At 68.3% G+C, this 12,163-nt stretch carries 11 protein-coding genes and 1 pseudogene; 4 read left to right on the top strand and 8 right to left on the bottom strand.

Going from position 1 to position 12,163, the window contains the following annotated elements; translation table 11 throughout:
- Positions 1-253: 253 nt before the first annotated feature.
- The 3 genes from QH196_RS27045 to QH196_RS27035 all read right to left on the bottom strand — a co-directional run bounded on the left by QH196_RS27045 (position 254) and on the right by QH196_RS27035 (position 2,494).
- On the bottom strand, positions 254-898 hold the full coding sequence (locus tag QH196_RS27045; protein ID WP_280418661.1) for a DUF4097 family beta strand repeat-containing protein: 645 nt from the start codon (positions 896-898) through the stop codon (positions 254-256).
- Between the two features lie 77 nt (positions 899-975).
- On the bottom strand, positions 976-2,202 hold the full coding sequence (locus tag QH196_RS27040) for a cytochrome P450 (RefSeq protein ID WP_280418660.1): 1,227 nt from the start codon (positions 2,200-2,202) through the stop codon (positions 976-978).
- 34 nt (positions 2,203-2,236) lie between these two features.
- On the bottom strand, positions 2,237-2,494 hold the full coding sequence (locus tag QH196_RS27035; protein ID WP_280418659.1) for a ferredoxin: 258 nt from the start codon (positions 2,492-2,494) through the stop codon (positions 2,237-2,239).
- A gap of 322 nt (positions 2,495-2,816) precedes the next feature.
- On the opposite strand from QH196_RS27035, the gene QH196_RS27030 reads away from it, so the two are divergent.
- Entirely contained in the window at positions 2,817-6,020 is a 3,204-nt protein-coding gene (locus QH196_RS27030) for a BTAD domain-containing putative transcriptional regulator (RefSeq protein WP_280418658.1), read from the top strand.
- Positions 6,021-6,036: 16 nt separating this feature from the next.
- Here QH196_RS27030 and QH196_RS27025 read toward each other — a convergent pair whose 3' ends face one another.
- Positions 6,037-6,798: an ABC transporter permease gene (locus QH196_RS27025; RefSeq protein ID WP_280418657.1), complete on the bottom strand. Its 762-nt coding sequence runs from the start codon at positions 6,796-6,798 to the stop codon at positions 6,037-6,039.
- Positions 6,795-7,739, bottom strand: a complete 945-nt coding sequence (locus tag QH196_RS27020) for an ATP-binding cassette domain-containing protein (RefSeq protein ID WP_280418656.1) — start codon at positions 7,737-7,739, stop codon at positions 6,795-6,797. Before QH196_RS27020 ends, QH196_RS27025 begins: the two co-directional genes overlap by 4 nt.
- 182 nt (positions 7,740-7,921) lie before the next feature.
- Between QH196_RS27020 and QH196_RS27015 the strand changes: the two genes are divergently transcribed.
- The gene (locus tag QH196_RS27015; RefSeq protein WP_280418655.1) at positions 7,922-8,518 is read left to right on the top strand and encodes an NADPH-dependent FMN reductase; all 597 of its coding nucleotides are present in this window, start codon (positions 7,922-7,924) and stop codon (positions 8,516-8,518) included.
- An 8-nt stretch (positions 8,519-8,526) separates the two neighbouring features.
- A complete protein-coding gene (locus QH196_RS27010) occupies positions 8,527-9,978 on the top strand; it encodes a DHA2 family efflux MFS transporter permease subunit (RefSeq protein WP_280418654.1) in 1,452 nt (483 codons plus the stop codon).
- A gap of 37 nt (positions 9,979-10,015) precedes the next feature.
- Here the strand turns inward: QH196_RS27010 and QH196_RS27005 are convergent, their stop codons facing one another.
- The 3 genes from QH196_RS27005 to QH196_RS26995 are packed head-to-tail and all read right to left on the bottom strand — an operon-like array spanning position 10,016 to position 11,344.
- Positions 10,016-10,288 carry a Txe/YoeB family addiction module toxin gene (locus QH196_RS27005; RefSeq protein WP_280418653.1) on the bottom strand — a complete coding sequence of 91 codons (273 nt, stop codon included), beginning with the start codon at positions 10,286-10,288 and terminating at the stop codon, positions 10,016-10,018.
- Positions 10,288-10,551 carry a type II toxin-antitoxin system Phd/YefM family antitoxin gene (locus QH196_RS27000; protein WP_280418652.1) on the bottom strand — a complete coding sequence of 88 codons (264 nt, stop codon included), beginning with the start codon at positions 10,549-10,551 and terminating at the stop codon, positions 10,288-10,290. Before QH196_RS27000 ends, QH196_RS27005 begins: the two co-directional genes overlap by 1 nt.
- Positions 10,552-10,597: 46 nt before the next feature.
- Positions 10,598-11,344, bottom strand: a complete 747-nt coding sequence (locus QH196_RS26995) for a DsbA family protein (RefSeq protein WP_280418651.1) — start codon at positions 11,342-11,344, stop codon at positions 10,598-10,600.
- Between the two features lie 391 nt (positions 11,345-11,735).
- On the opposite strand from QH196_RS26995, the pseudogene QH196_RS26990 reads away from it, so the two are divergent.
- Positions 11,736-12,163, top strand: a pseudogene (locus tag QH196_RS26990) (hypothetical protein); the annotation flags it as partial.

Genomic DNA, 12,163 nt, shown 5'->3' with positions numbered 1-12,163 from the left:
GGTCATCACGCACGTCGGCGCCGTGGCGAGCAAATTCTCGACCGCATCGCCGGGCGCCGCCGTGGTGGGGGCGGCTGGACCCCCCCCCGGCCGGGCGTGGGGGCCCCCCCGGGGCCCCCCCCCCCCCCCCCCCCGTCTCCGGGCCCCCCCCCCCCGCCGGCCGGGGGGGGCCCCCCCCCCCCCCCGGCCCCCCCGGGGGGCCCCCCCGGGGCTGATTTGCCGGTCGGCAGGGCAGGTCCGTCCGCGCGCCGGCTCAGGCGGCCGTGGCGTGCCGGATGGCGATATTCCCGTAGGAATTCCGGGCGTACACGCGCACGGTTTCCGCTTCGGACTGCGGGCGCTCAGCGGGTCCCATCTGGTTGTGCACACTGCCCTGCACGGCATTGACCTCCAACCGGACCGCGCTGCCGGGGCTGATCCCGATCTCCAGTTCCCCCATGGACGTTTCCAGCCGCAGCTCACCGCGGACGGCTTCGCCGATCCGGATATCGCCCTTGGCGACTTTCGCGGTCACCGAATCACCGGCGCGCTCGACGGTGATATTGCCGGCGGCGATTTCGAGGTCGCATCGGCCGAGTTCACCGGTCGCCGCGATCCGGCCGACTCCGGCGGTGCTCTTCAGCTGGGAACCGGCCGGTACTTCGATGGTCACCGCGATGGTCGGATTACCGCCGAACGGGGTATGGGTGCGCCAGTCCTTCGGCGTTGTCACGGTCAGGACGCCGCCGGTGAAATCGACCCGGGTCTGCTCGGCGGCGCGGATATCGCCTTTCTTGGATTCGTCGGCCGGCCGGATATCGACCACGGTGTCGGTGCGGTCGGTGGCGTGCACGAGGACATCGGCCGACAGTACGGCGACGGCGACGGCGATCGGATCCGGAGTCTGGAAGACAGGCATGGCGGTACTCCTCTGGGGCTGTGGTGGCTCGGTGAATGGGCGGCGGACTTGCGGGGCCTGCCTTGCCGCCGACGCGACTATCGGGACGTTTCGGTCCAGGTGACCGGTAGTTCATGGACGCCGTAGATGTTCATATCGGTCCGCAGTTTCACCTCGCTCGCGGGAACGGCGAGGGCGAGTGTGGGGAAACGGCGGATCAGTGCCGCGAAACCGGCGCGCATCTCGACCCGGGCCAGTTGCTGGCCCAGGCACTGGTGCACACCATGGCCGAAGGACACCAGTCCGCGGGCTGTGCGGTGGATATCGAGGGCATCGGGGTCGTCGAAACGCCGCGGGTCGCGGTTGGCGGCGAGCAGCGAGACGACGACGGTCGACCCCGCGGGGATCGTTTCACCGCCGAGTTCGAGATCCTCGGTGGCGTAGCGGTAGAAGATATCGGCGACCGCCAGGTACCGCAGGAGTTCCTCGACCGCGCCGGGGACCAGATCGGGGTCGGCGCGCAGTCCGGCCAGCTGATCGGGATGCTCCAGCAGCGCGAACGTGCCCAGGGCCAGCATATTGGCGGTGGTTTCGTGGCCGGCGAGCAGCAGCAGGAACGAGATCCCGGTCAGTTCCTCGATGCTCAGGTCCTCGTCGCGGGCCAGATCGGAAAGGATATCGTCGGCGGGTTCCGTGCGTTTCGCGGTGACCAGTTCACCCAGGTACGACATCATCGCGCCGTAGGCGGCCATCTTCTCCTCGATCGGCTGTTCCCGGAGCATGAATTTGGCGGAGTTGGCCTGGAAACCTGCCCGGTCGGTGTAGGGGACGCCGAGCATTTCGCAGATCACCAGGGAGGGCAGCGGTAGCGCGAATTCCGCGACCAGATCGACCGGCGGGGTCAGTAGCGCCATCTCCTCCAGCTGTCGTTCGGCGATCTCGATGATGTGCTCTTCGAGCTGCTTCATCCGTTTAACGGTGAACGCGCTGATGAGCTTGCGGCGCAACCGCGTGTGGTCGGGCGGGTCCATCGCGATGAACATGCCCGGGATCTGCGGGGACGGTTCGGTCTGGGCAGGCATATCGGGGTCGGCGTCCAACGCGTGCAATACGCCGATGTCCTGGCGCGAACTGAACCGGGTATCGGCCAGCACCTGCCGGACCGCATCGTAACCGGTGACGAACCAGCCCTCGTGCCCGTCGGGGAAGATCATCGGGCTGACCGGGCGCACCTCCCGCAGCTCGGTGATTTCGCGGGGCGGGTCGAAGGGGCCGGCATTGCGTTCGGTGGGCAGGCCGTGCGGTACGGGGACTGTGCGGGTCATCGGGTTTTCCTGTTCGTCCGGTGTGTCTGTTCGGTCAGTGGGCGAGGAGCGTGATCGCGCCGGCGGGGCATATCTGGGCGGCCTCGCGGACGGCCGCCTTCTGCTCGGTGGTGGGTGCGGTGGTCAGCGCGACCACCCGGCCGTCCGCGTCGTCCTGGTCGAAAACTGCGGCGGCGGTCAGTACACACATCCCGGCGCCGATGCAGCGCTCGCGATCGACCCGGAGTTCGCTCGGTGCGCGCCCGCTGCGGTGCGAGTTCTTCCGTGGTTCGGAAGGTGCTGTGCTGTTCATATGAGTACTGTCGCGGGCCCGGCTGATACCGCCCTGACACCCGCCTGATACGCCCCCTGATGCGACACCCAGCGCTCCCTCCCTGTTATTTCCCCTTCACGGACCCGGGTGGGGCCCGCCCGGTTCTGGAGCGACGGAGCGGAGGAGCGAAGCGGAGGAGCGGAGGAGTGAAGAACCGGGCTACCCGGGGCCCCACCCTCGAGCCGCGGAGCGGCTCCAAAATTAGAGAGCGGCTCCAAAATTACAGCCCGCCCCTTCACGAACGGCCCACGTTGCCCAGGGTCCAAGGGACCTCCACCCGCCGGGCAGGCAGAATGACCGAGTGCAGATCGTGTTGCTGGGAGCACTCGAGATCCGGGAAGAAGACGGCGGATCGATAGAGGTTCCGGGGGCCCGGCTGCGGGCGTTGCTGATCGCGCTCGCGCTCGAGCCCGGCCGAGTGGTATCGAAAACGAGCCTGGTCGATTGGATCTGGGGTGAACAACCGCCGGCCGACGCAGCGAATGCCTTGCAGGCGCTGGTTTCCCGGTTGCGCAGGGTGTTACCTGAGGGGGCGCTCAACGGGGAGGCCGGCGGTTACCGGCTGGTGGTGGAACCCGGCGCCGTCGACGCTTTCCGCTTCGAACAGCTCATCGATCGGGCGCGCGGTGGTGGCGACGCGTATCGCGCGGGGTTGCTCCGTGAGGCGCTCGATCTGTGGCGGGGCGCGCCGATGCAGGGTATCGAGGTCCGTGACTCCGCGGCCGTCGATGCCGTGATCACCCGGTTCGAGGGGCTGCATGCCGCGGCGCTCGAGGATTTGTACGAAGCGGAGATCACTCTCGGTTTCGGCGCGCAGCTCGTGCCCGAACTGACCGAGCTGGTGGCCCGGAACCCGGTGCGGGAACGGCTGGTCGCCGCGTTGATGCGCGCCCTCGGCGCCGCGGGGCGTGGTTCCGAGGCGCTGATCGTGTACCAGAACGCCCGCGAAGCTCTTGCCGACACATTGGGTGTGGACCCCTCACCGGAGCTCTCCGCACTGCATGTGGCGCTGTTGCGCGGCGAGGTGGGTGCGCAGCAGCCCGCCGAGCGCCGCACGAATCTACGCGCCGAACTGACCGGATATATCGGCAAATTCGCCGATATCGCCGCCGTCCGCGACCTCATCGCGAATCATCGTCTCACCACGTTGACCGGGCCCGGTGGTTCCGGGAAAACACGGCTCGCCGGCGAAACGGCGCAGACCCTGCTCGACGACCTGCCGGACGGTGCCTGGCTGGTGGAGCTGGCGGCCGTCGGACCGAGCGGTGATGTGGCGCAGTCGGCGCTCGCCGCGATCGGACTGCGTGATGCGCTGCTCGGCACTGCCGTGAACACCGAACCGGTGGACCGGCTGATCGCGGCGGTCCGCGACCGCGAAACCCTGTTGATCCTGGACAACTGCGAGCACGTGATCGAATCCGTGGCCGCGTTCGCGCACCGGGTGCTGGGCGAATGCCCGCGGTTGCGGATCCTCGCGACCAGCCGCGAACCGCTGGGTATCACCGGCGAGGCGCTGTGGCAGGTGCAACCGCTGGCCCTGCCCGCCGCGGATGCCGGCCCGGAGGCGATCGAATCCGCTCCGGCCGTGCAGTTGCTGCAGGACCGGGCCCGCGCGGTGCGCAACGACCTCACCACCGATCCCCGTACCCTCGCGACCATGGCCCGCGTCTGCCGGGCACTGGACGGAATACCGCTGGCGATCGAACTGGCCGCCGCCCGGCTGCGCACCCTCTCGCTCGATCAGCTCGCCGAACGCCTCGACGACCGGTTCCGGCTGCTCACCGGGGGTAGTCGCACCGCCATTCCGCAACATCGGACACTGCGCGCGGTGGTGGATTGGAGCTGGGAACTGCTCACCGAGGCCGAGCGGACGGTGTTGCGCCGGCTCGCGGTATTCGCCGGAGGCGCGAGTCTGGAAGCGGCCGAGCAGGTCTGCGCGGAGACCGGCGACGGGCAGCAGGCGGTGGTCGAGCAGTGGGAGGTGCTCGATCTGCTCACCACGCTGACCGAGAAATCGCTGCTGCTCACCGCGGAACGCGGGATAACGGGCGCCGCGCCGGATGTGTCGAGTGGTGCGGGGGAGCGCCAGCCGCGCTTCCGGATGCTCGAGACGATCCGGCAGTACGCGCAGGAACGACTCGTGGAGTCGGACGAGGCGGAGGCGGCACGCCGCGCGCATCTCGCCTACTTCACCGGTCTCGCCGATACCGCGGAACCGCATCTGCGGCGCGCCGATCAGCTGGAATGGCTCGTGGTGCTGGAGGCCGAGCACGACAATATCTCGGCGGCGCTGCGCAGCGCGCTCGCGGCGGGCGATACGGCCGGGGCGCTGCGGCTCGCCGCGGCCGCGGGCTGGTATTGGTGGCTGGGCGGGCACAAAGCCGAAGGTCAGGAGCTGCTCACGGCGGTCGCCGACCAACCTGCCGATATCGACGACGCGACCCGCGCACTGGTGTATGGGCTGGTTACGCATTTCCTGAGCTCCGGCCGCAATGACGCGGTCCAGGTGGGGGAGTGGATCCGCAAAGCCCACCGGTTCAGCCGGAATATCCGGGCCGGCCATCCCACGCTCGCGTTCATCGATGCGCTGGAAGCCATGTTGCAGGGGCCGGCGGCGCTACCGACCGCGTTCGAACCGCTGCTCACCGATGACGACCCCTGGGTGCGCGCGCTGTCCCGGTTGCAGATGGGCAAGATGCGGATCGTGGTCGGGCAGGACGGGCCGGAGGTGGACGCCTATCTCGAAGGCGCGCTCGCCGAGTTCCGGGCGTTGGGAGAGCGGTGGGGGATCTCGTTCGCGCTGACCGAACTGGCGAACCGGCGTGCCACCCGCGGCGAATTCGTCTCGGCCTGCGAACTCTACGAGGAGAGCATCGCCGTGGTCGCCGAGATCGGCTCGGCGGAGGATATCGTGGCGTTGCTGTCGCGTCAGGCCCAGTTGTATTGGCTGGCGGGTGATCCCGCGGCCAGTGCGGCCGCCGTAGCCGAAGCGCAGAGCCGCGCGAATCGGGTGGTCTGGCCGTTCGCGCTGGCCGAACTCGCCCTGGCCAGGGCGGAGCTGTCCCGCTGGAGCGGTGATACCGAGCAGGCCCTCGAACAGATCGATATCGCGACAACCGTATCGGGTGGCGAAGCCGAGATGCCGCAGTTCGCGGCGGCCGTCCACACCCTGCGCGGCTACCTCGGCACCGATCTCGAGCAGACGCGCGAACATCATGCCGCGGCCTTCCGGGCGGCGACCGAGGCCGGTCATTCGCTACTGGTCGCACAGGTGCTCGTCGGGATCGCGGACTGGGCGCTGCGCGCCGGCCGCGATGCCGAGGCCGCGCGGTTGCTCGCCGCGAGCGCGGTGGTCCACGGTGTGCCCGATCGCTCCCCGCCGGACGCGGCCCGCGTCCAGCAGGCAGTGCGAGAACGCCTCGGTGAAGCGGAGTTCACCGAGGCGATGCGGGAAGGTTCGGAAGCGGACTGGCGGGAGCTGGCGACCACCGCGCTCGTTCGCTGACGGCGACGGCCGGCTGTCAGGCCCGTTTGTTGTATGTGGCCCGAGACCAGACGTATCCGATCACGGCGAACCCGGTGCACCAGGCAAGCGCCGCGGCCGTATAACCGCCGGACGGGGTGCCGGCCAGGAATCCACGCAACGATTCGATGATGGGCGTGAACGGCTGGTACTGCGCGAACTGGCGTACGCCCTGACCCATTTTCTCCGCCGGTACGATCGCGGTACTGACGAACGGCAGCATGAGCAGCGGCACCACACCCATACCCGCGGATTCCGGTGTTTTCGCCGCCATGCCCAGGGCGACCGTGAGCCAGGACGCCGCGAACGAGGTGGCCGCGAGAATGCCTATCGCGCCGAGCCAGTCGAGCCCGCTCGCCGGCGGCCGGAATCCCAGTGCGAACGCCACGGCGAAGATCGCCACGATGGCCACCGCATTGGTGAGAACGGTCGCCACCACGTGGGCGGTCAGCACCGCGCCGCGGGAGACATCCATTACCTTGAAACGGTTGATGACACCCGTCGACATATCCGAGCTCACCCCCACCGCGGTGCCCGACAATCCGTAACTGACGGCCAGCAGCAGCATGCCGGGTGTCGCGTAATCGATATAGTCGCCGCCGACATCGAAGGCGCTGCCGAAGACGTAGACGAAGATCAGCATCATCACGACCGGCATGAAGGCGGCGTTGAACACCGTCACCGGGTTGCGGGTGATGTGCCTGAAGTTGCGGCGCAGCATGATCGACGAATCGGCCAGGGGTGCGGTGAGCGTGCTCATGGTGCGGTGACCTCCGTGGTCGCGTGGCCGGTGAGAGTGAGGAAGACATCGTCGAGGTCGGGGGTGTGCACGGATACCTCGGCGGCCTCGAGCGCTGCCTCGTCGAGGCGGTCCAGCAGGCGGCGCAGCGATTTCGAACCACCGTCGCCCGGCACCCGCAAGGCGAGCGTTTCGTCGTCACGGGTGGAACCGGGCAGTGCCCGGGCGGCCGCATCCAAGTCCGCCAGGTGGTCGAACCGCAGCCGGATATAGCTGCCGGGGATCCGGCGTTTGAGTTCGTCCGGGGTGCCCTCGGCGACGATCCGGCCCTGATCGAGTACGGCGACGCGATCCGCCAGCTGATCGGCTTCTTCGAGGTACTGGGTGGTGAGGAAGATCGTTACGCCCTCGTCGGTCAGGTCCCGCACGATCTCCCACATGGTGCGGCGGCTGCGCGGATCCAGCCCGGTGGTCGGCTCGTCCAGGAAAACGATCTGCGGCTTGGTGACCAGTGTCATCGCCAGATCCAGCTTGCGCCGCATACCGCCGGAGTAGGTCGCGGCGCGTTTACCCGCGGATTCGGTCAGGCCGAAACGCTCCAGCAGCCCGCCGACCACCCGTTTGCGGTCGTCTCCCGCGAGCCGATGGATATCCGCCATCAGCTCCAGGTTCTCCGCGCCGGTGAGCAGATCGTCCACCGCGGCGAACTGGCCGGTGACTCCGATCGCCGCGCGCACCGCCCGGGTCTCGGTGGTGATGTCGTGCCCCGCCACCTGTGCTGTGCCACCGTCCGGCCGCAGCAGGGTGGTGAGGACGTTGACGGTGGTCGTCTTGCCCGCGCCGTTGGGGCCGAGCAGGGAGAAGACCGTGCCGGCACCGATATTCAGATCGATACCGTCGAGGACGGTCTTGTCCCCGTACGCCTTCCGCAGCCCCGAGGCCGCGATTGCTGAACTACTCATGGACACACAGTCGCCGGGCCGGCTGATACCGGACTGACGGCGGGCTGACATCTCCGCTGATATGGGCGTCCGGGCCGCGACCAGGGTCTTTCGCCGGGAGGCTTGACCTCAACATTAGTTGAGGAAGCAAGGTGGTCTGCGGGTGGCCGACGGAGCCGCCGAACGTAGTAGGGGAGATACCGATGACCACGACAACGACCGGCACTACCACCCTCGCAGCACCGTTGCGGCTGACCCTCGTGATCGGCAGCAGCAGGCAGGGCCGCTTCGCGCCGACCGTGGCCGGCTGGTTCCACACACAGGCGACCGCGCGACCGGACCTCACCGTCGGCGTCGTCGACGTGGGTGAACTCGACCTGCCACACACCTTCGGTGCCTCCGCCCCGGGAGCCGCCGAAACCCGGGCCGCGCTGGCCGAGGCGGACGCCTTCGTCATCGTGACACCCGAGTACAACCACAGTTATCCCGCGGCGCTGAAAAACCTCATCGACGCGCACGGGCGGGAATGGCAGGCGAAACCCGTCGGCTTCGTCAGCTACGGCGGGATCTCGGGTGGCCTGCGCGCGGTCGAACACCTGCGCGGCGTCTTCGCCGAACTCCACGCGGTCACCGTGCGCGATACCGTCAGCTTCCACAATCCGTGGCGCAACAGCGCCGCACAGGGCGACCCGATCGCTACCGCGGAAGCCGAGACGGCCGCGAAAACTCTGTTGGATCAGCTGGTCTGGTGGGGCGAGGCGCTGCGTGCGGCCCGTGCCACCCGGCCCTACGGGCAGTGAGGGTCGTGATGCGGCACAGTGTGGCAACGGCCCGTATCCGGCCGGAACCGGCGGCCCGTAACCCGATGACGGTCGCCTTGGTACTGGTGGTCGGCTCGATCATGGCCACCCTCGACCAGACGATCGTCAACGTGGCGATCAACCGGCTCTCGGCCGAGTTCGCGGCGCCACTGGCCACCATCCAATGGGTATCCACCGGATACGCGCTCGCAGTCGCCGGGGTGGTCCCCGTGGCCGCGTGGGCGATGGGGAGATTCGGGGCGAAACGCCTGTACCTGGTCGCGGTGGCGATATTCGCGATCGGTTCCCTGCTGGCCGGCGCGGCCTGGAATATCGAATCGCTGATCGCCTTCCGGGTACTGCAGGGTCTCGGCGGTGGGCTGCTCATGCCGGTGGGAATGACCGTACTGTTGCGGGCGGCGAGCCCGGAGCGGCTGGGTCGCGCGATGAGCACGATGGGACTGGCCATCCTGGTAGGCCCGCTCGCAGGGCCGGTACTCGGCGGCTACCTCATCGACGAGATGTCCTGGCGCTGGATGTTCTTCGTGAACGTTCCGGTCGCCGCGGCGGTGCTGCTCCTCGCCCTGCGGGTCTTCCCGGCCGACGATCCGCAACCGCGGCGGCGGATCGATACGGTCGGGGTCGCGCTCATGTCGCCCGGTCTGGCCCTGCTGATCTACGGGGTCACCGCCGCAGGCGAACACGGCGGCTTCCCCTTCGGCCAGGTCGTGGTGCCGCTGGTACTCGGCGCGGTCCTGGTGGCGGTATTCGTGCACCGCGGGTTCACCGCCCCGGAGCCACTGCTGGACCTGCGGATCCTGCGCCGCCGGGAAGTCGGCGCCGCCGCCGCGCTGCTCGGATTGTTCGCGGCGGGCTATTTCGGCGCGATGCTGCTACAGCCCCTGTACTTCCAGGTCGTGCGCGGTGAATCGGCGTTGATGGCCGGAGCATTGGGTATCCCGTTCGCGCTGGCTTCCGGAACGACGATGCAGGTCGCGGGCCGGCTCATCGACCGGTTCCCGCCGGGCCGCTATCTCCCGTTCTCGATCGCGGTCGGGATAGCGGGATTCCTGCTCTTCCGCGCCCAGCTGGACACCGATTCGTCCTACTGGGGTCTCTGCGCGGCCATGCTCCTGATGGGTGCCGGGGGTGGGGGCACGATGATGCCCGCCATCACGACCGCGACCCGCGCATTGACACCCGAGCAGCAGGCGGGCGGCAGTACAACCGTGAACCTGATCAACACCACGGCCATGGCCATCGGTACAGCGGTGGTGGCGGTGGTGCTCTCCACCCTGCTGCCGATCGCCGGAGGTCTGCAAGCGCTGCACGGGCTCGATCCCGCCGCGCACGCGGCACTCGCGCCTGCCCTGGCGGAGGCATTCCGTGGTGCCTACCTGATCGCGCCGGTCCTGATGGCGCTCGCGGTGGTACCCGCGTTGTTCCTACCGCGTCGGTGAAGCCGGACGCGCGAGCCCTGGGAATCATTCCCAGGGCTCAGCATTCGTAATGTGAGCCCACCTGCACCGCAACGATTTCTGTATCGGTGGCGAAGTAGATCAGCCGGTGCTCCTGGGTGATCCTGCGCGACCAGTGCCCGGCGAGCTGATGCCGCAGTGGTTCGGGTTTGCCGATTCCCGCGAACGGATCGCGCAGGGCGGCGTCGATCATTTTGTTCGCGCCTCTGAGCACGGACCGGTCCTTAGCGAGCCAGCTCGTGTAAGACTTCCAGCCCTGGGTTGTGAAGGTGAGTTTCCGGTCGCCGGGCATCACTCGTCGTCCGGGTCGACGAGTGAGTGGGCTTCCGTGCGGCCGGCGCGGGCGTTCTCGGCGGATTGGAGCAACCGCATACCGCCGTGGGTACGCAGTACGTACAGCGTTTCCATCAGCGAGTTGTAATCGCTTTCGGCCATGAGTACGGCGTTCTCGCCGCTCCTGGACACAACGGTCACGGTGTCGTGGTCGTCGTTGACCTGCTGTACCAGCCCGAAGAGGTTCTGGCGAACGGTGGATATAGGTAGCGCTTTGGCCATTGCGACGTCCTCTCGAAGTCGTACGACTTATTGTACGACGATTCGTTCAGCGGGCGGCGGCTATGACCGGGGCGAGGCCGTCCTGGCCCAGCAGGGCCTCGGAATCGGTGACTTCCTCGTCGTCGACGTAGACGGTGGGGGTGCCGTTGACGCCGGAGGCGAGTACCTCGTCGGTCTTGGTGCGCAGATAGGTGTCGTACCGGCGGTCGGTGATGCACTCCGCCACCGCGGCATCCGGATAGCCGGTGGATTCGGCGATGGCGATCAGCTCGCTGTCGGGCAGGCCGGCACCGCCTTCCGCCGGCTGCTGGGCGAACATTTCCGCCAGCCAGGCCTGGTAGCTGTCCAGCCCCGAGTTCGCGACACAGAACGACGCGTTACCGGCACGCGAGGAGTACTCGGTGGTACTGGCGCGATCCAGGAAGGAGATGACGCTGTACTCGACCGCCGCGGTGCCCTCACGCACGGCGTCCTCCAGCACCTTGCCGTTGGCGTCCTCGAAGGCTTGGCAGAACGGGCATTGCAGGTCCATGACGACCCGCACGGTCACCTCGGCGTCCGGTTCGCCGATCCGGACTGCGCCGTCTGCCAGGACGTTCGCGGGGCCGGAGCCGGTACCGACGGCCGCCGCGGTACCGGGGATCGTCTCCGCCATCGCGTTGCGGGCCAGTAACCCGGCGCCGGCCGCGGCACCGACCAGCAGCACGGCGACCAAGGGGAGCAGCACAACGAGAAGCCGGCGGTTCGGCCCCGGGCTCTGCGGCGGCGGCCACCCGCCCGGATAGGTGCTCAAATCGTTGCTCCCTGCTCGCCGGACATTCTCCTCGACACACTAGTGCGCGGTGGTGCCGTCCGGCGTTCCGCGGCGATCCGGTGACGTCGCACCGAGTACCAACCCACGGACCAGGCGATATCCGCCGGTAACGGCCGCTCGGCGAAGCGGCGGGAACCGGATACAGAAATTCGCCGGCTGTGCCGCGCGCGGGTCCGCGGCGAACTCGGGGGTGTAGAACGCTGAATGCCATTGCGCGCCAGTGCAGTTCCGTAGCGAGGTAGACGACTCCGTACAGTCGCTCCGCGCGGATCGGGTACGTTCGGCGAAAGTGACTCCGGCATGCCATCGGGGTCGGCGCGGCGGGCCGGTGGCCGTGTCTGTGATATCGAAACTGTTTCGGAGGCTTCGGATGTCCCTTTCCCACGCCGTAGTACTCGGCGCGAGTGTTGCCGGATTGCTTTCGGCCACAGCGTTGAGCAAGTCTTTCGACACCGTCACGATCGTCGAACGAGATCAGCTCGCCGATGATGCCGTGACGCGCCGCGGTGTGCCGCAGGGCCATCAGGTGCATCAGCTGATGCCGGCCGGGTTGATGCGGATCGAGGAATTGCTTCCCGGGTTCGGCGACGAACTCCTCGAGCAGGGGTGCGAACGCTATGAGATCGACCGCGATGTCGCGGTCCTGTACCCGCTGGGCTGGGCGGCCCGGGTCGCCGGCGGTATGGATGTCATCGGTTTTCTCCGGCCGACCTTCGAATGGGTGCTGCGGCGGCGGGTGCTGGCGCTGCCCAATGTGCGCGCGGTGCACGGTATCGGCACCGGGCTGCTGGCCGGGCC

Origin of the sequence: Nocardia carnea, assembly GCF_029868325.1 — a bacterium.
In the GTDB taxonomy this organism is placed as follows: Bacteria; Actinomycetota; Actinomycetes; order Mycobacteriales; family Mycobacteriaceae; genus Nocardia; species Nocardia carnea_C.
Note: the sequence above shows the minus strand (reverse complement) of the source record. Positions and strands in the feature narration are given on the sequence as shown.